This window comes from Actinomadura roseirufa, assembly GCF_900659635.1.
Taxonomy (GTDB): domain Bacteria; phylum Actinomycetota; class Actinomycetes; order Streptosporangiales; family Streptosporangiaceae; genus Spirillospora; species Spirillospora roseirufa.
Genome location: NZ_CAACVB010000098.1, coordinates 1 through 20,945, shown reverse-complemented (window position 1 = coordinate 20,945; position 20,945 = coordinate 1). Strand labels below are relative to the sequence as shown.

Below are 20,945 nucleotides of genomic sequence, written 5' to 3'. Positions count from 1 at the left end.
GGCGGTGCGAGACCGCGACCCCGGCACCCCGCACCCCCTCCCGGAACGGCCTCCGGGACCGGGTGCGAGGTCAGGCGCTGCGGCGGCGCAGGGTGGCGGCGCCGAGCACCAGCGCCACCAGCGTGAACCCGGCGATCACCGCGATGTCGGCGACGAGCCGCCCGGTGAGGTCCGGCCGCCGGGCGATCTCCCCCATCGCGTCCACCGCGTACGTGAGCGGCAGCACCCGCGACACCGCCTCCAGCCAGGGCGCCATCTGGTCGCGCGGCGTGATCAGCCCGCACAGCAGGAGCTGCGGCAGCACGACGGCGGGCATGAACTGGACGGCCTGGAACTCGGTGCGCGCGAACGCGCTGGCGAACAGGCCGAGCGCCATGCCGAGCAGCGCGTCGAGCGTCGCGACGAGCACCAGCGAGGCGAGCGGGCCGCGCAGGTCGAGGCCGAGCCAGCTCAGCGAGATCGCCAGTACCGCGCCGACCTGGACGAGGGCGACGGCACCGAACGCCAGCGCGTAGCCGAGCAGCAGGTCGAGCTTGCCGAGCGGCATCGTCATCAGCCGCTCCAGCGTGCCGCCCGCACGCTCGCGCAGGGTCGCCACACCCGTCACCACGTTCATGATCACGAAGGGGAAGATGCCGAGCAGCAGCGGGCCCACCCGGTCGAACGCCTCGGGCCGGTCGAAGACGTAGCGCAGCAGGATCATCAGCAGGCTGGGCACGCCGACGAGCAGCGCGAGCGTGTGGTGGTCGTGCCTGAGCTGGGCGAGGATGCGGCGCGCCGTCGCCAGCGTGACCCGGGCGTTCACGCGGTGCTCCCCGTCGGCTCCGAGATCAGCGTGAGGAAGGCCGTCTCCAGGTCGTCCGCGCCCGTCCGGTCGCGCAGGCCGCCGGGCGTCCCGTCGGCGAGGATCCGGCCCTCGCGCATCAGCAGCAGCCGGTCGGTGCGGTCCGCCTCGTCCATGACGTGGCTGGACACGATCAGCGTGGTGCCGTGGCCGGCGAGCTCGCGGAACAGCTCCCACAGCTCCCGGCGCAGCACCGGGTCGAGGCCCACCGTCGGCTCGTCCAGGACGAGCAGCTCGGGTCTCCCGAGGAGGGCGGCGGCGAGGTTGACGCGGTGGAGTTGCCCGCCCGAAAGCGTCGCGGCGGCCTGGTCGCGGCTCGCGCCGAGCCCGACCTCGTCGATGACGCGCGCCACGTCCGAGCGCGGCGCGCCGAGCACCGAGGCGAAGTAGCGCAGGTTCTCGGCGACGGTGAGGTCGGCGTACACGGCGGGCGCCTGCGTGGCGTACCCGACGCGGCGGCGCAGGCCGCGCGAGCCGGCGGGCTCGCCGAGCACGGTCACCGTGCCGCCCCGCACGACCTGCACGCCGACCAGCGCGCGCAGCACGGTCGTCTTGCCGCAGCCGCTCGGGCCCAGCAGCCCGAGGACCGAGCCCGCCGGAACGTCGAACGTGAGGCCGTGCAGCACCTCGCGGCCACCGCGCACGACCCGCAGGTCGCGGACGGCCACCGCCGGCGAAGAACTCATCATGTGTTGAATTTATTCGGGCAAAAGGGCACGGTCAAGGCTCAGCGGAAGACTCAGGCGAAGGCGTGGGCCGTGCGACGCGCGCGGAAAGGGACCGGATCAGGTCAGGTAGTGCTGGAGGGTCGGAGCCACCAGGGCCACGAGCTCGTCCTCGGACGCCGAGGCCATCGGCTCCACCCGCAGGACGTACCGGAGGATCATCACGCCCATCATCTGCCCCGCGGCGGCCTGGATCCGCAGCATCGGGACGTCCCGCGCCAGACCGGCCCGCTTGAACAGCGCCGACGTGAGGAACTCGCTCATCAGCGACGCGGCGCGGTCGTTGGTCATCGCCGAGCGCAGCATCGCCAGGACGGGCGCGCGGCGCCCCGCGTCGCCCCACACGGCGAGGAACATGCGGACCATCGCCTCGCCGACCTCGTCCCTGGGCAGGGCGAGCAGCTGCGGCAGCAGGACGGACGGCTCGACCGGAAACCGCATCGCCGCGACGAACACGCCCTCCTTGTTCCCGAAGAAGTGGTGGACGAGCGCCGGGTCCACCCCGGCGGCTCGCGCGATGGCCCGCAGCGACGCGCCGTCGTAGCCCTTCTCGGCGAACAGGTCACGGGCCGCGGCGAGGATCTCCTCGCGCGTCTCGGTCGGCCCCGGCCGGCGGCCCGGCCCGCGCGCGGCCCCGCCGCCCCGCGCCGTGCCGTCCTCCACCGTGCCCCCCGCCGTGCCGTTCCTCACCGTGCCGTCCCCCAGCGTGCCGTTCCCCGCCGTGCCGTTCCGCGCCGTGCGGTCCTCCTCGGTGGTCTCGGCCGCGTCCGGTTCCGTCTCGTCCTTGCCGGTGCCGTCCCCGGCCCGCGCATTGCGGTCCCGGTGCCGGGCGGGCGGGGTCACCGCGCTCCCCGCTGGGAGACCTCTCCGCCGGAGGTGACCTCCCAGGTGCGTCCGGCCGCGGCGAGGTGCAGGCGGGCGAAGGCCAGGGCTTCGGCGAGGTCCTCCACGCGCTCGGCGCGGCCGGACGCGCGGCGCGTGTTCACCTCCAGCACGACGTGCCCGCGGAAGCCGCCCTCGGCGAGGGTCTCCAGCAGCGGCCCGCACGGCTGGCTCCCGCGCCCGGGGACGAGGTGCTCGTCCTTGTTGGTCACACCGACGCCGTCGGCGAGGTGGAGGTGGCGCAGACGATCGCCCAGGCTCCCCGACATCTCCAGCGCGTCGCTACCGGAGACGGCGGTGTGGGACAGGTCGAGCGTCACGTACGGATAGTCCTGGTCGACGGGGTCCCAGTCCGGCAGGTACATGCCCGCCTCGGCGCCGCGCGCCTTCAGCGGGAACATGTTCTCGACCGCGAACAGCACGTCCGTCTCGTCCTGCATGCGGGCGAGGCCCTCGACGAACTCGCGGGCGTAGTCGCGCTGCCAGCGGAACGGCGGGTGGACGACCACGACCTCGGCGCCCAGTTCCTCGGCGACCTCCTTGGAGCGGACGAGCTTGCCCCACGGCTCGCGGCCCCACACCCGCTGCGTGAGCAGCAGGCAGGGGGCGTGGATCGACCTGATCGGAACCTGGTGGTAGTCGGAGAGCCGGCGCAGCACGTTCAGGTCCTGGGAGGAGGCGTCGGTGGAGACCATGACCTCGATGCCGTCGTACCCCAGCAGCGCCGCGATCTCGAAGGCGCTCGGCACCTTCTCCGGATACACGGACGCGGTCGAGAGCGTGATCGGCGCGTCCGGGACCCGGAGGGCCGGTGTGGACGCGCCGTTGTGCTGCGGAGTCAAGGCTCCCTCGCCAGGAATGATCGCCGGAATGGGTTCGTAACGGAAAGCCTATGCGCCCGCGAAGGTGATGAAACCCTTGCCCCGAGTGATCTCGGTGGGCCCCCGCGCGGGGCCGGATACCCTCTGGCCCCGTGGCCGAGATAGCTCCCGGGGCGGTACCGAGCCCGAACATCTGGAACTCTCCGCAGGTCTACGAGGTGGAGAACCGCGCCGTCGACCCGGACGGAATCCTTGAGGCGGCGATGCGGGCCGTCCGTCCGTGGAAGGAGGCGACGGTCCTCGACCTCGGCTGCGGGACGGGCTTCCACCTGCCGCTGTTCGCCGCGGAGGCGGCGCGGGTGGTCGGGGTGGAGCCGCACGCGGGCCTCGCCGCGGCGGCCCGGCGCCGGGCCCGCGACCTGCCGAACGTCACCGTCCGGGTGGGCACGGCGCAGGCGCTGCCGCTGCCGGACGCCTCGGTGGACGTCGTGCACGTCCGGTGGGCGTACTTCTTCGGTCCGGGCTGCGAGCCGGGGCTGGCGGAGCTGGAGCGGGTCGTGCGGCGCGGCGGCGCGGTCTTCATCATCGACAACGACGCGACGCGGTCGACGTTCGGCGGCTGGTTCCGGCGGAGCCTGCCCTCCTACGACCCGGGCGCGGTGGAGCGGTTCTGGACGCGGCGCGGCTTCTCCCGCGAACCCCTGACGATCCGCTGGTCGTTCCAGAGCCGCGACGACTTCGCGGCGGTGCTGCGCATCGAGTTCCCGCCGGAGCTCGCGGACGCCTGCCTGCGCGAGCACCCGGGCCTGGAGGTGGACTACGCGGTGAACCTGTGGTGGCGCTGTACCTGAACCGCGCTGTACTTGAGCCGCGCTGTGCCTGAGCCGCGCTGTACCTGAGTTACCGACCGGTCACATTCAGCGTCCGGCCCTGGCCATTACTGGACGATTCGTACAACAATGGCGCGGTGGTCGCGGCGCCGCCCGTCCCGTCCGGCGCGCGACCCGAGGAACCGGGAGGATCCCCATGGGCCGCGCCGCCACGACGAGCCGAGCCATCCTCACCGCCACCGCGCTCGGCGCGGCCGGCGCGGGCGCCGGTTCCGCGAGCGCAACCGCGGCCGGGGCGGGCGCGAGCGCTACGAGGAGCCGGTGATCACCGAGGACGACGTCCTCATCCCCGTCGCGGGCATCCTCGACATCCTCGACAACTACGCGTTCGTCCGCACGACCGGCTACCTGCCGGGCCCGAACGACGTGTACGTCTCGCTCGCCCAGGTCCGCAAGAACGGCCTGCGCAAGGGCGACGTCATCACCGGCGCGGTGCGGCAGGCCCGCGAGGGCGAGCGGCGCGAGAAGTTCAACGCGCTGGTCCGCCTCGACACCGTCAACGGGATGGAGCCCGACCAGGCCAAGGGCCGCGTCGACTTCACCAAGCTGACCCCGCTGTACCCGCAGGAGCGGCTGCGGCTGGAGTCGGACCCGGGCATCCTGACCACGCGGATCATCGACCTGGTGTCGCCGATCGGCAAGGGCCAGCGCGGGCTGATCGTGTCGCCGCCGAAGGCCGGCAAGACGATGGTGCTCCAGGCGATCGCCAACGCGATCACCAAGAACAACCCCGAGTGCCACCTGATGGTCGTGCTGGTCGACGAGCGGCCCGAAGAGGTCACCGACATGCAGCGGACGGTGAAGGGCGAGGTCATCCACTCGACCTTCGACCGTCCCGCCGAGGACCACACGACGGTCGCGGAGCTGGCCATCGAACGTGCCAAGCGGCTGGTGGAGCTGGGCCACGACGTCGTCGTGCTGCTCGACTCGATCACCCGGCTGGGCCGCGCCTACAACCTGGCGGCGCCGGCGTCCGGGCGCATCCTGTCCGGTGGTGTCGACTCGACCGCGCTGTACCCGCCCAAGCGGTTCTTCGGCGCGGCGCGCAACATCGAGAACGGCGGTTCGCTGACCATCCTCGCCACCGCGCTGGTGGAGACCGGGTCCCGCATGGACGAGGTCATCTTCGAGGAGTTCAAGGGCACTGGCAACATGGAGCTCAAGCTCAACCGGTCGCTCGCCGACAAGCGGATCTTCCCGGCGGTGGACGTCGACCAGTCCAGCACCCGCAAGGAAGAGATCCTCATGGCGCCGGAGGAGCTGCGGGTCGTCTGGCAGCTGCGCCGGGTCCTGCACGCGCTGGACACCCAGCAGGCGCTGGAGTTGCTCATCGAGAAGATGAAGGAGACCAAGTCCAACGCCGAGTTCCTGCTCCAGGTGCAGAAGACCACGGTCTCCGACGACCGCTGAGTCCCACCGCCGAGTCCCGTCCACGGCGGCCGCCGTGCCGCCGGGACGCGCGGAGCCTCGCACGCCCCCGTCCGGCACGTCCGGGCGGGGGCGTGCGCCGTCTCCGCCCCCGCTTCGAGCCCGTCTTCCGTCACCGGCGCGCGGCGTGCGGGGGAGGGAGGTGGGGCTAGCCCTACCTCGGAGAGGGAAGCGCTCATCATGGTGACCGTCACGTCCGACCGTCAGGCTGGGACCGTACGGTGGGAAAGGTACGGAGGGACGATGTGGGCGAGCTGAGCAGGAACTCCGGCACCCGGGACGCCGCGGTGCGCGACGGCGGGGCGGGGCGGGACGGGGCGCCGCGGGATCGGGCATGGCGCGGCGGCGCCCGTTCCGCGGCGCGGGACGACGGGGGCGGCGCGTCCGTGCTGACCCTTCCCTGGACGCCGCTCGGCATGGCCCGCTCGTGGCTGGTCTGGCGGTCGGCCCTCTACCTGGCGTTCAGCCTGGTCTTCGGGCTGGGCTGGTTCATCACGCTCGCGGTGGGGCTGTCGCTGTCGATCGGGCTGCTCATCATCTGGATCGGGCTTCCGCTGCTGGCGCTGGTGATGGTCGGGTGGCGGTTCGGCGCGATGCTGGAGCGGACGCTCGCGCGGTCGGCGTTCGGTGTGCCGATCCCGACGCCTTACCGGCCGCTGCCCCCGGGCCGCAACCCCGTCACCAAGCTGAAGGCCATGGCGGCGGACCCGGCCACCTGGAAGGACCTGGTCTACCTGGGGGTGCTGTTCCCGGTCGGTGTCGGGGAGTTCCTGGTCTCGGCGCTCGTCTGGACCGTGGGCGGGATGCTGGTGGCCATGCCGGTGATCGTGGCGGTCGGCGGCGGCGCGGAGATCAACTTCGCGCGGATGTCCTACTGGGCGGGCAATCCGGTGGAGGCGCTGCCCGTCTCCGTCGGGGGGCTCGTGGTCGTCGTCCTGGCGCTGTACGTGACGCGCGTGATGGCGATCGGGCACGCCACCCTCGCCCGGCTGCTGCTCGGCCCGAGCAAGTCCCAGGTCGAGAACCTCGAACTGCGCAAGCGGACGGCGCACCTGCGGGCCAGCCGGGCCCGGGGGGTGGACGCGGCCGAATTTGAGCGGCGCCGCATCGAGCGCGACCTCCACGACGGCGCGCAGCAGCGGCTGCTGGCCGTGGCCATGGACATCGGGCGCGCGCGGGCCAAGCTGGACGACGACCCGGAGGGCGCGCGGGCGCTGATCGAGCAGGCGCACTCGGGCACCAAGGAGGCGATCTCCGAGCTGCGCGACCTGGCCCGCGGGATCTACCCGGCCATCCTCACCGACCGGGGCCTGGACCCGGCGCTGTCGGGGCTGGCGGGACGCGCGCCCGTCCCGGTCGAGGTGGAGGTCGACCTGCCCGAGCGTCCTCCCGCGGCGGTCGAGAGCATCGCCTACTTCATCGTCGCCGAGTCCCTGGCGAACATCGCCAAGTACGCCCGCGCGACCCGCGCCAGCGTCCGCGTCGCCCGCGAGGACGCGTGGGTGGTGGTCGAGGTGGTCGACAACGGTGTCGGCGGGGCGGTGGCGCGCCCGAACGGCGGCCTGTCCGGGCTGGCCGACCGGGCGGCGACCATCGACGGCATGCTGATCGTGGACAGCCCGCCCGGCGGTCCGACGATCATCCGGGCGGATCTGCCCTGCACCTGGTGACGGCCGGCCCGGCGGACCGGGCCGGGGCCGTCCGAATCGGGCCTTCCGGATGCCGGGAGGCCCGATAATGGGCGCATGCGGGTTGTGATCGCCGAGGACTCGGTGCTGTTGCGCGAAGGGCTCGTCCGGCTGCTCGACGACGCCGGGATCGAGACGGCGGCGACCGTGGGGGACGGGCCGGGGCTGCTCGGGATCGTCGACGAGCACGAGCCCGACCTCGCGATCGTGGACGTGCGGATGCCGCCGTCCTTCACCGACGAGGGGCTGCGCGCGGCGCTGGCGGTGCGGGAGCGCCGGCCGGGGACGCCGATCCTCGTCCTGTCGCAGTACGTGGAGGAGCGGTACGCGACCGACCTCATCGGCGGCGGCGCCGAGGGCGTCGGGTACCTGCTGAAGGAGCGGGTTTCGGACGTCGCCGAGTTCATCGACGCGGTCCGCCGCATCGCCGCCGGCGGGACGGTCATCGACCCGGAGGTCATCGGGCAGCTGCTCGGCCGGCGGCGCACCGGCGACCCGCTGCGGGCGCTGACGCCGCGCGAGCACGAGGTGCTCGGGCTGATGGCGCAGGGCCGCTCGAACGGCGCCATCGCCAAGGACCTGGTGGTCACCGAGGGCGCGGTGGAGAAGCACATCTCCAACATCTTCATGAAGCTGCGTCTGCAGCCCGCGCAGGGCGAGCACCGGCGGGTCATGGCGGTGCTGGCCTACCTGGGACGCGCCGACGGCTGACCCGGCCCGAGATCGGGAATGCCCGGTGACCTCGGCACGTTCGGGTATCTGGCACACTTGGACTGCAACCGCTGCGGTTCCGGTTCACGCCTCCCACCCCTCCCATGGCCTCGCCGTGCGAAACGCGGGGAGACGGGGGCGCCCGGCGGCCGCCTGAGGCGAGGAGAACCCATGAAGCCAGAGATCCACCCGAACTACGTCGTCACGACCGTGACGTGCACGTGCGGCAACACCTTCGAGACCCGCAGCACCGCCGAGAACGGCGTGATCCACGCCGACGTGTGCTCCAACTGCCACCCGTTCTACACGGGCAAGCAGAAGATCCTCGACACCGGCGGCCGGGTGGCGCGCTTCGAGCAGCGCTTCGGCAAGAAGAAGGCCGGCAAGTAGGACGCCGCCGCGCCAGCGACCAGGGACGGCCCGGAGACTCTCGAGGTCCCCGGGCCGTTCGAAGTCGGCCGCCGGGCCCCGTGCGGGGCGCCGGGGCCGGGACGGCCCAGGACACACCGTGAATCTCGACGATCTCATCAGCGAATACGCGGGCATCGAGGGACGGCTCGCCGATCCGTCGGTCCACGCCGACCAGAACCTGGCGCGCCGGCTCGGCAAGCGGTACGCCGAGCTGCGCCCCATCGTCGAGACCCACCGGGAGCTGACGGCGACCGAGGACGATCTCGCGGCGGCGCGCGAGCTGGCGGGTGAGGACGAGGCGTTCGCGGTGGAGGCCGACGAGCTCGGCACCCGCAAGAAGGAGCTCGAGGAGCGGCTGCGGCGGCTGCTGGTGCCGCGCGACCCGAACGACGGCAAGGACGTCATCCTCGAGGTGAAGGCCGGTGAGGGCGGCGAGGAGTCGGCCCTGTTCGCCGGGGACCTGCTCCGCATGTACCTGCGCTACGCCGAGCGGGCGGGCTGGAAGACCGAGGTCCTCAACTCCCACCCGTCCGATCTGGGCGGGTACAAGGACGTCACGGTCGCCGTGAAGGCCAAGGGCGGCCAGGAGGACGGCGTCTGGACGCGGCTGAAGTTCGAGGGCGGCGTGCACCGGGTGCAGCGGGTGCCGGCCACCGAGTCGCAGGGCCGCATCCACACCAGCGCCGTCGGCGTGCTGGTGACGCCCGAGGCCGAGGACGTGGACGTCCAGATCGACCTGAACGATCTGCGCATCGACGTGTACCGCTCGTCCGGGCCGGGCGGGCAGAGCGTCAACACGACCGACTCGGCGGTGCGGATCACGCACCTGCCGACGGGGGTCGTGGTCTCCTGCCAGAACGAGAAGAGCCAGCTCCAGAACAAGGAGCAGGCGCTGCGGATCCTGCGGTCCCGGCTGCTGGCGATCGCGCAGGAGGAGGCCGACGCGGCGGCCTCGGCCGAGCGCAAGAGCCAGGTCCGCACCGTCGACCGGTCCGAACGGGTGCGCACGTACAACTACCCCGAGAACCGGATCTCCGACCACCGGGTCGGATACAAGGCCTACAACCTGGACCAGGTCCTGGACGGTGACCTGCACAACGTGACGCAGGCCCTGGTGGACGCCGACATGGAACGCCGACTGGCCGAAGCCCAAGGATCATGAAACTGCTGCTCGACGAGATCGCCAGGGCGACCGCGCGGCTCGCCGACGCCGGGGCCGCCTCGCCCCGCGCCGACGCCGAGGAGCTCGCCGCGGCCGTGCACGGGGTGAACCGCTCGGAGCTGCACGCCGTGCCCGACAGCGCGTTCGACGCGCGGTTCTGGGAGTTCGTCGCGCGGCGCGAGGCCGGCGAGCCGCTGCAGCACATCACGGGCCGGGCGTTCTTCCGCTACCTGGAGCTGAAGGTCGGCCCCGGCGTCTTCGTCCCGCGGCCGGAGACCGAGGTCATGGTCGGGTGGGCGCTGGAGACGCTCCGCGACATGGACGTCCGCGACCCGCTGGTCGTCGATCTCGGTACGGGCTCGGGGGCCATCGCCCTGTCGATCGCCCTGGAGGCCCCCCGCGCGCGCGTGCACGCCGTCGAGAAGGACCCCGCGGCGTTCGTGCACGCGAACCGCAACATCGAGGAGCTGGACGAGCGCGGCCGCGTCAGGACGCACCTGGACGACTTCGCGACGGCCCTCGCCGAGCTGGACGGCACCGTCGACCTCGTCGTCAGCAACCCGCCCTACATCCCCATGAGCGAATGGGAGTACGTGCCGCCCGACGTCCGCGACCACGATCCGGCCGACGCGCTGTGGGGCGGCGGCGACGACGGCCTGGACGCGATCCGGGTGGTCGAGCGGACCGCCCGCCGCCTGCTGCGTCCGGGCGGGTACGTGGCCGTCGAGCACAGTGACCTGCAGGGCAACGGTGTTTACTGGATATTCGCCGAGGAGAACGGCTGGCGGGACGTCCGCAACCGGCGCGATCTGACCAACCGGGACCGGTTCGTCACCGCCCGCCTGGCAGCCGATTGATACTGCGCGCGGTGCGGCGTATATATCCTGGGTCGTGCCAGTAGACGAGCGCCGCGCAGATGGGAAGACGGGCGACCGTGAGCAAACGCTATGACTGCTCTGAGCCGATGGAGCGCAGCCGGGGGATCGCCGAGGCCTTCTCCGCGGCGCGTCGCGGTGAGCTGATCGTCCTGCCGACCGACACCGTCTACGGCGTGGGCGTCGACGCGTTCATGCCGCCCGCCGTGACGGCGCTGCTGGAGGCCAAGGGGCGGGGCCGGGAGATGCCCCCGCCGGTCCTGGTCGGCTCCGTGCGGGCCGCGACCGCCCTGGTGGAGGATCTCGGTACGTACGGGCAGGACCTGATCGACGAGTTCTGGCCGGGCGCGCTGACGCTGGTGTGCAGGGCCAACCAGAACCTCATGTGGGACCTCGGCGAGACCAAGGGGACCGTCGCGCTCCGCATGCCGATGCACGAGCTGGCCGTGGAACTGCTGAAGGAGACCGGGCCGCTCGCGGTGAGCAGCGCGAACCTCAGCGGGAAGCCCGCCGCCCGCACCGTCGACGAGGCCGAGGAGATGCTCGGCGACGCGGTCTCGGTGTACCTGGACGGCGGCGCCTCCGGGCACGCCGAGCCGTCGACGATCGTCGACCTGACCGGTCCCGTGCCGCGACTGCTGCGCGAGGGCGCCGTCCCGGCGGACAAGATCCGCTCGGTGGTCGGCGTGCTGCTGACCGACGACGACGAGCCGGACGCCGACGACGCCGGGGAGCTCACCGCGGCCCCGGACGCGAAGGTGTCCCTCACGAAGGACGAGGCGGCGTCCGGCACCGAGCCCGCCGCGCCCGCCGAACCGTCCGTGGACGCGCCCGCGCCCGTGGCCGAGGCCGCCGAGGAGCCCGTGGAGGCGGCGGCCAAGCCCTCCCTGACCAAGCAGCCCTCCGCCCCGGCGAAGCCCTCCTTGACGAAGGACGAGCCGCCCGCGGATCCGGACCAGGCGGTCTGACCCGTCCCGCTTCCGGCCTGACCCGTTCTCTCACGCGCCGGGGACGCTGATCGTCCCCGGCTCTTTCGGCGTCCCCTCGCCGTGCCCGGCGGAACGTCTTCATGTGCCGCGCCCCCACCCTTTTCGGTCACGTGCCCCTCCCCTCGATTGTCACAATTAGGTGGTAGGCAACGTCTCGGGAGACGTCACGGTGATGCACCGGAGATCTCGCCGAGATGTCCCCCTGGTGGGATTCGAGGCGCGGTTCGTGCGGCGCCATCGCTGGATTCCGCACCGAAACGTCAATGACGACGGGGGTTGTCATGTCGGTAGACGCAATCGGGGAACAGGTCATCGTCCATCTGCTCCCCGAGTTCTCCTGCTCGCTCACAGGCGTCCAAGGCGGGCTCTCGGGGACGGGAAGGCGCCTGGTGACCAGGCTGGCGTTCGAGAGTGGGGCGCTGTCCCGGAAGATGATCGAGGCCGAGTTCTGGCCCGACATGGAGCCGGGCAAGGCCGGCCGGAGACTGAGCCAGCTGCTGTGGCGGATCCGCAGCGCGACCGAGGACGCCCTGGTCCGGGTCGACGGGGACAGGGTCGGCTTGGCGGGCGACGTCGCGGTCGATTACTGGGCCGCCAAGACGCTGGCCCGCAATGTCCTTAAATCCGATGAGCGCTTCCTGCACGACGTGGATCCGGTGATCCTCAAACTGCTGAGCACCGAACTGCTGCGCGACGTCCTGGACGAGCAGGTCCTCCGGGAGCGCGACCACTGGGACCGGCTGCGGCTGCTCGCGCTGGAGCGGGTCGCGGCGGCGTGCCTGGAGGCGGGCGACCCGCTGGCCGCCCTGGAAACGGGCCTGCTGGCCACGGGCGTCGACGACCTGGCCGAGCGGGCCAGCCGGATCGTGTTCTCGGCCTACGTCGCGGTCGGCGACACGGTCGCCGCCCGCCGCGTCTACCTCGGGTACGAGGACAGGGTCCGCCGCTCGCTCGGCGTGGACGCGAGCCCGGCCTTTCACGACCTCGTCCGCGAGCAGCTGGGCCGGAACGCTCTACCGGGCTGACCCGTCCGGCTAGAACAGGTCGCTCTTGAGGTAGATGAACGTCCCGGCGAGCAGCACGGTCGCGGACAGGGTCGCGAGCGTCGTGTAGGCCCGCCGCCGGACGGCCGTTACGAGCTCCGCGACGGTGATGACCGCCGCGAGGCCCGCCAGCCCTATGGCGACGCCGTTCCAGACGCCGCCGTCGCCGAGCGCCCGGACGCCCCTCGCCGCCAGGAGCAGCAGCGCGGGCACGACCCAGAAGGAGCCGAGCCCGTCGCCGGTGGACCGGCCCTTCGTGTGCTCCCCGGCATCGTCTCCGGGGGCCGCAATCCGTTCTTCGGTCATGGTGTCCAGGGAACCGTGTCGCCGCGTGCCCGCGCTTCCTGCGCCGGTACCGATGTGCCTCGACCCGGCGGTCGGCCGCAGGGTCGACCCAGGGGTGGAGACGGGGGATTCCGCCGCAGGTCAGGGGCGGTCGTCGCCGGGCAGGACGAGCCCGGTGTCGTAGGCGAAGATCGTGGCCTGAACCCGGTCGCGGAGGCCGAGCTTGCCCAGGATCGCGTTCACGTGGGTCTTGACGGTGGCCGTCCCGATGCCCAGCGCCGCGGCCGCCTCGGTGTTGTTCAGGCCGCGGGCCATCTGGACGAGCACGTCGCGTTCACGGGCGGTGAGCAGGTCCAGGCGGTCGTCGCGCGGCGATCGCCGGGTGACGGTCCCGGCGGCGAAGGCGTCGATGAGGCGGCGGGTCACGGCGGGGGCGAGCAGCGCCTCGCCCGCGGCCACCGTGCGGATGGCGTCGACGAGCTCCTGCGGGTCGCAGTCCTTCAGCAGGAAGCCGGACGCGCCCGCGCGCAGGGCACCGAACACGTACTCGTCGCGGTGGAAGGTGGTGAGCACCAGGACCCGGGTGGGGGAGCCCAGAGCGGTCAGCTCACGGGAGGCCGCCAGACCGTCCACGCCGGGCATCCGGATGTCCATCAGGGCGACGTCGGGGCGCAGCTCCGCGGCGGCGCGCAGCGCCTCGGCGCCGTCGGCGGCCTGGCCGACCACCTCCAGGTCCGGCTCGCCGTCGATGATCGCCCTGAATCCCGCGCGGACGACGGCCTGGTCGTCCACCACCAGCACCCGGATGCTCACACCCGTTCCTCCATCCCGTCGAGCAGGGCGCGCACGTCGGCCAGCGCTGCCCGTGCCTGGTCGGCCACGGCGGCCACCGCCGTCCGGGCGTCGTCGTCGGTGCCGGCGACTCCGGCCTCGGCGGCCCGGACGAGCCGGGCCGTACGATCGAGAACGGTACCGCCCAGACCCACGGCGACCCGAGTGCGCTCCGCGTGGACGGCGTCGCCCGCGCGGGCGGCCGCGGCGTCCGGTGCCGCGTGCTCCCAGCGGCGGCTCCGGATCGACACGGCCCGGCCCCAGAGCCACGCTCCGGCCGTCACCGGCGTCGTGAGCGCCGTGGTGGACGCCAGCCCGTACATGATCGCGAGGGGGATCTCGGCGGGCGGGGCGGCCTCGGGGTCGGCGGCCAGCGAGGCGGCGATGGCGACGCCCCAGGGGAGCGTGGCGACGAGCGCCGCCGGCCACGTGCGCCGCCCGGCCGGGTGATAGCAGGCCACCGAGTAGACGGCGGCGACCTGCGCGGCGGATCCGAGGATCAGCAGGTCGAGGGACGGCTGCGCGTACAGCACGCCGAGGACGGCCCAGAGCGTGTCGGCGGCGGTGAGCACGGCCAGGGCGGCGGCGGGCGCGCGGCGCCGCCACCACAACGGGACGGCCCGCAGCGCCAGGGCCGCCGCGACGGCCGCGACCGCCGGGGCGGGCAGGCCGGGCAACAGCGGCTCGGGAGAGAACAGGACGAGGATGGGCGGCGCCGCGCACAAGACCATCGTCAGCGCGTCCAGGATCTCCGGCCAGCCCGCGCCGCGCTCGGCGCCCGCGGTCGTGGGCAGGCGCGCCTCGACCGTCCAGCCCCCCGCCGGCGAAGGACCCGCGGTGAGGGATCCGCCGAGGCCGGTGGCCCGCTCGCGCATGCCCCGCACGCCCCGGCCGCCGCCCAGCGCGGGGACGGCGCCCCCGCCGGCGGGGGCCTCGTTCTCGATCGTCAGGACGACCGCGCCCGGCGTGTAGCGGACGGCCACCCGGACCGGGGCGCCGGACGCGTAGCGCATGGCGTTGGTGAGGGACTCCTGCGCGATGCGGTAGGCGGCGGCGGTCACCCCGGCGGGCAGCTTCCGCGCGCGCCCCTCCACCGCGAGGGACACCGGCACGCCCAGCCGCCCGAGGCCGTGGCAGAGCGGCGGGAGCAGCGACTTCAGGCCGCCGCCCTCGGGGGCCGGGCCCACGACGTCCACCAGGCGGCTCAGCGACGCCAGCACCTCCCGGCCCGCCTCGGCCGCCGCGCTGAGGGCCTGCCGGGTCAGCTCCGGGTCGTCCGCGCGGACGGCGGCGCCGCTGTGCACGGCGACGCCGCTGAGGTGGTGGCCCGCCACGTCGTGGACGTCGCGGGCCAGGCGTTCGCGCTCGGCGGACGCCGCGGCCCGTCCCTCCCGCTCGATCCCGGCGGCCGCGTCCCGCGAGCCGCCCGGCGGGGCCGTGCGCTGCCGCCGGAGCTGGCCGAACGTGGTGATTTCCAGATAGAGGACGGCGTTCAGTACCGCCTCGGCCAGGAGGTCGGACAGTCCGTCACCGTGCGGCAGGAAGCCGAGGACGGACGCGACGAACGCCGTGAGGCAGGCGAGGAGCGCGGGCCGGGGGCCGCGGTGCACGGCGAAGGAGTACAGCGCGACCCCGTCGGACACCCCGGTCACCGCCCCCGATCCGGACGCGGCGACCGCGCAGGCGCCGAACAGGATCGTCGCCGCCAGCACCGGCGCGGGCGCCGTGCGCCGCCACGGCAGGGCCACCGCCGCCGCCACGATCGCCAAGGTGGTCGCCGCCCAGCGTCCGGGGCCGAGTGAGGTGCCGTCCGCCCTGGCCAGCGCCCAGGTGAGGGGCAGCTGCGCGGTCACGAGGAGCACCGGCACGGCCCAGTCGGCGGTGCGCGGCCACCGTCCGATTCCCGCTTCCGCCCGCACACGACGACCCTAAGGGGGACGGGTGCTCGGACGGTGCGCGGAACTTTTTTCGCCGCGGAAGCAGCAGACCGGGGTCCTCGATCATCTACATGGTGTGAGTGCTGCGAAGAGTATGTCGACGGCGGTCGTGGAAAGCGGCCGCCCGCAGATCGGGCGGGTGGAGCTCCTGTCCGCGTTCCGCTGCCGGTTCGAAGACCGGGACCTGCGGTTCGCGGACGCGCCGGGCGCCCTGATCGTGACCGTGGCGCTGGCGGGGGAGTCGCTCGGCCGCCGGGCCGTGCAGGCCCGGCTGTGGCCGGACCTTCCCCCCTCGCTGGCGGCCAAGCGGCTGCGGCAGCTGCTGTGGCGGATCCGCCGCGAGGCCGGCGTGCTGGACGCCGACGCCGGTGAGGTGTGGCTCGCGCCGGGCGTCGAGGTGGACCTGCACGAGGCCGAGGCCCGCGCGCGCCACGTCGTGGAGGGCGGCCCCCTCGCGGCGGCGCCCCGGACGAAGGGAGCGCCCGACGCATGGCGTTTCCTCGGCGACGCGCTGCTGCCCGGCTGGACCGACGACCACGTGCTGGCCGCGCAGGACCGCTGGGACCGGCTGCGCCTCGTCGCGCTGGAGCGGCTCGCCGAGCGGAGCCTGGAGGACGGCGCGCCACTGGACGCCATCGAGTTCGCCGCGCTGGCCACGGGCGTGGACGAACTGGCGGAGACCGCGTACCGGACGATGGCGGCGGCGCACCTTGCCCGCGGCGACATGGCGGGCGCGCGGCGGGTCTACACCCGTTACGCGCGGCTCGTGCGCCGTGAGCTCGGGGTGGAGCCGAGCGCGGCGTTCCGGAACCTCGCCGGCCAGGGTGGCCGCCGCGCGGGCGCCGGGATGGTCCCCGCGCCGCGCGGGCGCGGGGCCGGGCGCACCGTTCTGGTTCGTTGACCGGCTTGCACGGATCAGTCCATTTATGATCCACCCGTGGTGGTGCGAGCGCGGCGCGGCGTGCGGCGGTGACCTCCCATGCCGTGGCGGTCCCGGCGCTGACGTCGCTCTACCGGGAGCACCAGGTCGAACTGATCCGCCTGGCGGTGCTCCTGGTGGGCGACGTGGCGACCGCGGAGGACGTCGTCCAGGACGTCTTCCTGCGGTTGCAGGCCAGGCCGCCCCGGCTGCAGGACGAGTCGAAGCTGCCGGCCTACGTGCGGGCGGCGGTGCTGAACGGGTGCCGGATGGCGCTGCGGCGGCGCCGCCGGACCTGGGGGCACACCGAGCCGCACGAGCCGCCGGTCTGGTCGGCGGAGTCGGCGGTGATGCTCGGCGAGGACCGCCGCGAGGTGCTGGCGGCGCTGCGCCGCCTGCCCCGCCGGCAGCGGGAGGCCCTGGTGCTGCGCTATTACCTTGAGCTGGACGACGCGGAGGTGGCGCGGGTGATGGGGATCCGCCCGGGTACCGTCCGCTCCACCATGGTGAGGGCGCTCGCCGCGCTGGAGCGCCGGCTGGGAGAGGAGGAGCGGTGAAGGACCTGGAGGACCGGCTGCGAGAGGCGCTGCGCGCGGCGGCGGAGACGGTGGACGAGACCCGCTCGCGCCCGCTCCCCGAGCTCGGCGCCGGCGCGGTCCGGAGCCGGTGGTGGGAGGCGCACCGGCGGCTCACGCCGGTGCTCGCGGCGGCGGCGGTCGTGCTTCTGGTCGGTGGGGTGGTGTCCGTGCGGGAGCTGCTGCACGGTGGCGGGCGCCGTCCCGTCCAGCAGGCGGGGTCGGCGATGCCGCGCTTCTTCGTGACCAGCGTGCTGGCCGGCGGCGGGCAGCGGTCCCGGCTGGAGATCCGCGACTCCGGGACGGGCCGGGTGCTGGACGCCGAGCCCGCGGCCCCGGGCGTCGACTATCGCGAGGTGGCCGCGGCCGCCGACAACCGCACCTTCTTCGCGATCTCCGAGCCGCGGACGGGGGGCCGCTGCCGGATCGTCATCGACCGGCTCTCGGTGAGCGAGGCCGGGATCATCACGCAGCGGGATCCGGTGGTGGGCGCGAAGGTCCCCGGAACGGTCCGCGACAGCGGCAGCCTGGCGGTGAGCCCGAACGGGAAAATGCTCTCCTATGGTGCCGGCGGCTGTTCCGCGGAGGCCCGCGCCGGCGGCGGGGACGGCATTTTCGGTGTCATCGACACCGGGACCGGGCAGCGCTGGGAATGGCCGGACTCGGGCGGCGGAACGTATCGGGGAATGTCCTGGTCAGGTGATGGCCGCTACCTTTTCTTCGTCCGCGCCGTCATGCGGAACAAGGGCCGGCAGGAGGTCATCGAAAGACAGGAGCTGCGCCGGCTCGAGGTCACCGGGCGGGTGCGGGGCGAGGTGAAGGAGGCGAGCACGCTGATCCGCGGCGTCGACGCGCCCCGCAGGTTCGCCGGCACCGCCGCGGGACGGGACGGCCGCGAGGTGACGATCTCGGAGTCGGGCCGGGAGGCGGAGGACGCCTGGAGCGGCGTGCCGGGCCGGGAGGCCGCCGGCGAGGCGGCGTCGGCGAGGCCGTGGGCGGAGAGCACGCTGCGCGCCGACGCGTGGGCCTCCACGTCCCTGCTGGGCGACCTGCTGCGGATCTCGGTCGCGGACGGCCGGGTGCTGCGGGCCAGCACGCAGCGCGGCACGGCGACCTTCGACCATCCGCTGCTGAAGGGCGACGTGTCCGGCCGGTTCCTGCTCACCGACCTCGGCGCGCTCGACACCGCCGGCGGTGGGACCGCGCATCCGATCGCGGGCCTGGCGCACGTTTTCGACGCCGACTGGTAAGGCCCGTGATCAGTAGATCTTCTGCCAGTCCGCGCAGCGCGGGGTGCGCTTGCGATCGGGTGTGACCCCGCATTCGCGGACATAGAGATGGGACGTGTAGTCGGAGCTGAAGAACGTCCCGTAATCGGCCTTGTACACCAGGTCCGCGGGAATGTTCCGGGATAGGAAGAAGTACACCCTGCTGGTGTGCCGGCCGGTTCCCTCGGTCGCGCGGAACTGCACGGCGGCGGCCCGTCCGTCGGTCCGGTAGTCGCGGATCCAGCCGCGGATGGTGACCTTCGCCGACGTCCGCGCGTAGGTGCCGCCCGCCTTCACGGCCGAATAGGCGCCGGTCGTCGCCCAGCCGTTCGAGGCGGCCTCGGCGGGGAGCGCGCCGAGCCCGGTGAGGGCCAGGCCGGTGGAGATCGCCAGCGTGGCGATGCGGCGCATCGGGAGCCTCCTCTGCCGTCGTGGGGCGCTCCGAAACTAGCAGGAGGACGGAGGGCGCGGAGGGCCCGCCGCGGCGCGGCGGGGCCCTGTCGCGATGGCGCGCCGCTCGGTTCGGCGCCGGCGGTCGAGGCGAGGCTCAGAAGAGCTTCTTGCTCTTGCCGTAGACGTACTTGCCCGTCTTCTTGTTGCGCCCGCACTCCTGGACGTACAGGTGGCTGCTGTACTTGGAGCTGGTCTTGATCGACACCTTCGCGGCGCCGTCGTAGTTGTACTCGTTGCCGTAGCGGTCGACGCCGACGATCTTGTGCCGGGACCAGTAACGCGTGTTGCCCTCGGTGAACAGGAACCGCACGCAGGCCGTCCAGCCGTTCTTCTTGCCGTCGGCGAGGTAGCCCTTCACATAGACGCTTCCGCCCGAGCGGGTGTAGGTGCCCCACGCGCTGATGTTGCTGTAGGAGTTGTACGGCGTCCAGTTGTGGGCCGCTGCCGCCGCCGCGGGCGCCTTGGCCGAGGGGGCCGCCGTCACGGTCGCGCCCGCCGGTGCGCTCACGGCCGCCATGCCGGTCAGCAGGGTGCCGGCAGCCATTGCTACCGCTGCGATTCGCCGCATTGGTCCCTCCAAATCTGATCTTTCATGATGAGCGGAGGAAACCTAGCAGCGAATTCAAGATCGTTTTGTTGACGATCGAGAACGTGACCTTCCTAGGCCGAAACCGGCGATCGGAGGAACCGATACGGCACCGGGACCGTCCGACGGTCCTGCGGGCCGTGCGCGCCGGGGCGCGGCGGCCCCGCGCGGCGGCCCGGCCCGGAGCCGGCGGAGCCACTGACCCGGGCGCCCGACCATGACGAAGATCACAGACGGGTCAGTCCTCCTCCAGGGCGTCCAGGAGCGCCCGCATGTCGAGCAGCGCCGCGCGCGCCTGCTCGCTGACCGAAACCAGCGCGGCCGCCGCGTCCCCGGCCGTCCCCGCCAGCCCCGCCTCGGCGGCGCGCACCAGCCGGGCCGTGTGGTCCAGGACGGTGCCGCGCAGGCCCAGCGCGACCCGGGCCCGCTCCGCCTGGACGGCCTCGCCCCTGCGCGCCGCCATGGTCTCCCGCGCGGTCGCCTCCCAGCGCTGGCCGCGCCCGGTGACGGCCTTGCCCCACGCCCAGAACGGCAGCAGCACCAGGACGCCGAACAGGCCGCCCACCCCCAGCCCGAACGGCACGAGGCCCGGCGACGGTTCGGTCTCGGGGTCCGTCGCGAGCAGCACGGTGAACGCCACCGCCCACGGCACCGCGCCGACGAGCGGCGCGGGCCAGGTCGGCCTGCCGCGGCGCGCGTGCCCCGCCACCGCGTACACCGCGATCATCTCCGCGGGCCCGCCGATGAGCAGCAGCGCGATGAACGGCTGCGAGTGGGCCCCGGCCGTCAGCGACCAGGCGATGTCGATCGCCGCCAGTGCCCCGAGCACCGCGTACGGGGCGCCGCGCCGCCACCACAGGGGCGTCCCGCGCACCAGCAGCAGGACGACGACCAGCGCGGTCTCCGCGGCCGAGGAGTCGCGCAGGATCGGCTGCGGCGGCGTGAAGGCCAGCAGCGCCGGCAGCAGCCCGCAGAACGCGACGACCGTCCCGTCGAGCACCTCCGACCAGCCCGGACCGTGCCGTCCCCGGGCGGCCGAGGTCGGCAGCACGGCCCGCACGATCCACCCGCCCCGGTCCTCGTCCCGGCCGGCGCTCAGGGTGCCGCCGAGGGACTCGGCGCGCTCGCGCATGCCCGCGATGCCGCGCCCGCCGCCGAGCCCCGGCACCGCCGCGCCGCCGGCCGGGCTCCGGTTCGCGACCGTCAGCTCGACCGTCCCGGGGACGTGCCTGACCTCGACGGTCACCGGCGCGCCCGGCGCGTACCGCATCGCGTTCGTCAGCGCCTCCTGGACGATCCGGTACGCGGCGGAGCCGACCTCGGGCCGGGACCGCCGCTGCCGCCCCTCGACGGCCAGCGAGACCGGGACGCCGAGCCGGGCGAGGCCCCCGCACAGCTGCGGCAGGGCCTCCAGGCCGCCGTCCCCGTCGTCCGGGCCCATCACGTCCACCAGCCGGCTGAGCTCCCGCAGCACGTCGCGGCCGGTGTCCGCGGCGGCGGACAGCGCGTCGCGGGCCAGCGCCGGGTCGCCCGTGCGGGACACCGCGCCGCTGTGCACCGCCACGGCGCTGAGGTGGTGGCCCGCCACGTCGTGCAGGTCGCGGGCCAGCCGCTCGCGCTCG

21 protein-coding genes and 1 pseudogene are annotated in these 20,945 nt (G+C 73.7%); 12 read left to right on the top strand and 10 right to left on the bottom strand.

Annotated elements, in window-relative coordinates; translation table 11 throughout:
* Window positions 1-70 precede the first annotated feature (70 nt).
* The 4 genes from E1291_RS21125 to E1291_RS21110 all read right to left on the bottom strand — a co-directional run bounded on the left by E1291_RS21125 (window position 71) and on the right by E1291_RS21110 (window position 3,293).
* On the bottom strand, window positions 71-805 hold the full coding sequence (locus E1291_RS21125; protein WP_131739567.1) for an ABC transporter permease: 735 nt from the start codon (window positions 803-805) through the stop codon (window positions 71-73).
* On the bottom strand, window positions 802-1,533 hold the full coding sequence (locus E1291_RS21120) for an ABC transporter ATP-binding protein (RefSeq protein ID WP_131739566.1): 732 nt from the start codon (window positions 1,531-1,533) through the stop codon (window positions 802-804). The genes E1291_RS21125 and E1291_RS21120 overlap by 4 nt, the downstream gene beginning before the upstream one ends.
* 96 nt (window positions 1,534-1,629) lie before the next feature.
* Window positions 1,630-2,412 (bottom strand): TetR/AcrR family transcriptional regulator, encoded by a 783-nt coding sequence (locus E1291_RS44685; RefSeq protein ID WP_278045277.1) that lies wholly within the window; start codon window positions 2,410-2,412, stop codon window positions 1,630-1,632.
* Window positions 2,409-3,293 (bottom strand): sugar phosphate isomerase/epimerase family protein, encoded by an 885-nt coding sequence (locus E1291_RS21110; protein ID WP_131739565.1) that lies wholly within the window; start codon window positions 3,291-3,293, stop codon window positions 2,409-2,411. The genes E1291_RS44685 and E1291_RS21110 overlap by 4 nt, the downstream gene beginning before the upstream one ends.
* Window positions 3,294-3,424: 131 nt before the next feature.
* On the opposite strand from E1291_RS21110, the gene E1291_RS21105 reads away from it, so the two are divergent.
* The 9 genes and pseudogenes from E1291_RS21105 (at window position 3,425) to E1291_RS21065 (ending at window position 12,451) form a co-directional block, all read left to right on the top strand.
* Complete coding sequence (locus E1291_RS21105; protein WP_131739564.1) at window positions 3,425-4,123, top strand: class I SAM-dependent methyltransferase; 699 nt, start codon at window positions 3,425-3,427, stop codon at window positions 4,121-4,123.
* A gap of 228 nt (window positions 4,124-4,351) precedes the next feature.
* Window positions 4,352-5,572: pseudogene (gene rho, locus E1291_RS21100) on the top strand (transcription termination factor Rho); the annotation flags it as partial.
* Between the two features lie 263 nt (window positions 5,573-5,835).
* Entirely contained in the window at window positions 5,836-7,260 is a 1,425-nt protein-coding gene (locus tag E1291_RS21095) for a sensor histidine kinase (RefSeq protein ID WP_242614278.1), read from the top strand.
* Between the two features lie 75 nt (window positions 7,261-7,335).
* Entirely contained in the window at window positions 7,336-7,989 is a 654-nt protein-coding gene (locus E1291_RS21090) for a response regulator transcription factor (RefSeq protein ID WP_131739563.1), read from the top strand.
* Between the two features lie 171 nt (window positions 7,990-8,160).
* On the top strand, window positions 8,161-8,379 hold the full coding sequence (gene rpmE / locus E1291_RS21085) for a 50S ribosomal protein L31 (RefSeq protein WP_131739562.1): 219 nt from the start codon (window positions 8,161-8,163) through the stop codon (window positions 8,377-8,379).
* A 118-nt stretch (window positions 8,380-8,497) separates the two neighbouring features.
* On the top strand, window positions 8,498-9,562 hold the full coding sequence (gene prfA, locus E1291_RS21080) for a peptide chain release factor 1 (protein ID WP_131739561.1): 1,065 nt from the start codon (window positions 8,498-8,500) through the stop codon (window positions 9,560-9,562).
* A complete protein-coding gene (gene prmC / locus E1291_RS21075; protein WP_131739560.1) occupies window positions 9,559-10,419 on the top strand; it encodes a peptide chain release factor N(5)-glutamine methyltransferase in 861 nt (286 codons plus the stop codon). Before prfA ends, prmC begins: the two co-directional genes overlap by 4 nt.
* A 77-nt stretch (window positions 10,420-10,496) precedes the next feature.
* Entirely contained in the window at window positions 10,497-11,405 is a 909-nt protein-coding gene (locus tag E1291_RS21070; RefSeq protein ID WP_131739559.1) for an L-threonylcarbamoyladenylate synthase, read from the top strand.
* A gap of 302 nt (window positions 11,406-11,707) precedes the next feature.
* Window positions 11,708-12,451 (top strand): AfsR/SARP family transcriptional regulator, encoded by a 744-nt coding sequence (locus tag E1291_RS21065; RefSeq protein WP_165495221.1) that lies wholly within the window; start codon window positions 11,708-11,710, stop codon window positions 12,449-12,451.
* A 9-nt stretch (window positions 12,452-12,460) separates the two neighbouring features.
* On the opposite strand, the gene E1291_RS21060 is transcribed toward E1291_RS21065, so the two are convergent.
* The 3 genes from E1291_RS21060 to E1291_RS21050 form a co-directional block, all read right to left on the bottom strand.
* Window positions 12,461-12,775, bottom strand: a complete 315-nt coding sequence (locus E1291_RS21060) for a hypothetical protein (RefSeq protein ID WP_131739557.1) — start codon at window positions 12,773-12,775, stop codon at window positions 12,461-12,463.
* A 120-nt stretch (window positions 12,776-12,895) separates the two neighbouring features.
* Window positions 12,896-13,567 carry a response regulator gene (locus tag E1291_RS21055; RefSeq protein ID WP_131739556.1) on the bottom strand — a complete coding sequence of 224 codons (672 nt, stop codon included), beginning with the start codon at window positions 13,565-13,567 and terminating at the stop codon, window positions 12,896-12,898.
* Entirely contained in the window at window positions 13,564-15,504 is a 1,941-nt protein-coding gene (locus tag E1291_RS21050; RefSeq protein WP_131739555.1) for a sensor histidine kinase, read from the bottom strand. Before E1291_RS21050 ends, E1291_RS21055 begins: the two co-directional genes overlap by 4 nt.
* A gap of 94 nt (window positions 15,505-15,598) precedes the next feature.
* Between E1291_RS21050 and E1291_RS21045 the strand changes: the two genes are divergently transcribed.
* The 3 genes from E1291_RS21045 to E1291_RS21035 all read left to right on the top strand — a co-directional run bounded on the left by E1291_RS21045 (window position 15,599) and on the right by E1291_RS21035 (window position 18,266).
* Window positions 15,599-16,423 (top strand): AfsR/SARP family transcriptional regulator, encoded by an 825-nt coding sequence (locus E1291_RS21045; protein WP_131739554.1) that lies wholly within the window; start codon window positions 15,599-15,601, stop codon window positions 16,421-16,423.
* 68 nt (window positions 16,424-16,491) lie between these two features.
* Entirely contained in the window at window positions 16,492-16,998 is a 507-nt protein-coding gene (locus E1291_RS21040) for an RNA polymerase sigma factor (protein ID WP_165495220.1), read from the top strand.
* Entirely contained in the window at window positions 16,995-18,266 is a 1,272-nt protein-coding gene (locus E1291_RS21035) for a beta-propeller domain-containing protein (protein ID WP_131739553.1), read from the top strand. Before E1291_RS21040 ends, E1291_RS21035 begins: the two co-directional genes overlap by 4 nt.
* A 9-nt stretch (window positions 18,267-18,275) precedes the next feature.
* Here E1291_RS21035 and E1291_RS21030 read toward each other — a convergent pair whose 3' ends face one another.
* The 3 genes from E1291_RS21030 to E1291_RS21020 form a co-directional block, all read right to left on the bottom strand.
* A complete protein-coding gene (locus E1291_RS21030; RefSeq protein WP_131739552.1) occupies window positions 18,276-18,695 on the bottom strand; it encodes a hypothetical protein in 420 nt (139 codons plus the stop codon).
* A gap of 136 nt (window positions 18,696-18,831) precedes the next feature.
* Entirely contained in the window at window positions 18,832-19,281 is a 450-nt protein-coding gene (locus E1291_RS21025; protein ID WP_131739551.1) for a hypothetical protein, read from the bottom strand.
* 280 nt (window positions 19,282-19,561) lie between these two features.
* On the bottom strand, window positions 19,562-20,945 hold a 1,384-nt coding region (locus E1291_RS21020), incomplete at its 5' end, for a sensor histidine kinase (RefSeq protein ID WP_131739550.1).

Excerpts from the sequence above, each read along its gene's own strand:
- E1291_RS21090 (WP_131739563.1), top strand. The coding sequence starts at position 7,336 with ATGCGGGTTGTGATCGCCGAGGACTCGGTGCTGTTGCGCGAAGGGCTC.
- E1291_RS21120 (WP_131739566.1), bottom strand. The coding sequence starts at position 1,533 with ATGATGAGTTCTTCGCCGGCGGTGGCCGTCCGCGACCTGCGGGTCGTG.
- rpmE (WP_131739562.1), top strand. The coding sequence starts at position 8,161 with ATGAAGCCAGAGATCCACCCGAACTACGTCGTCACGACCGTGACGTGC.
- prmC (WP_131739560.1), top strand. The coding sequence starts at position 9,559 with ATGAAACTGCTGCTCGACGAGATCGCCAGGGCGACCGCGCGGCTCGCC.
- E1291_RS21065 (WP_165495221.1), top strand. The coding sequence starts at position 11,708 with ATGTCGGTAGACGCAATCGGGGAACAGGTCATCGTCCATCTGCTCCCC.
- E1291_RS21025 (WP_131739551.1), bottom strand. The coding sequence starts at position 19,281 with ATGGCTGCCGGCACCCTGCTGACCGGCATGGCGGCCGTGAGCGCACCG.
- E1291_RS21060 (WP_131739557.1), bottom strand. The coding sequence starts at position 12,775 with ATGACCGAAGAACGGATTGCGGCCCCCGGAGACGATGCCGGGGAGCAC.
- E1291_RS21030 (WP_131739552.1), bottom strand. The coding sequence starts at position 18,695 with ATGCGCCGCATCGCCACGCTGGCGATCTCCACCGGCCTGGCCCTCACC.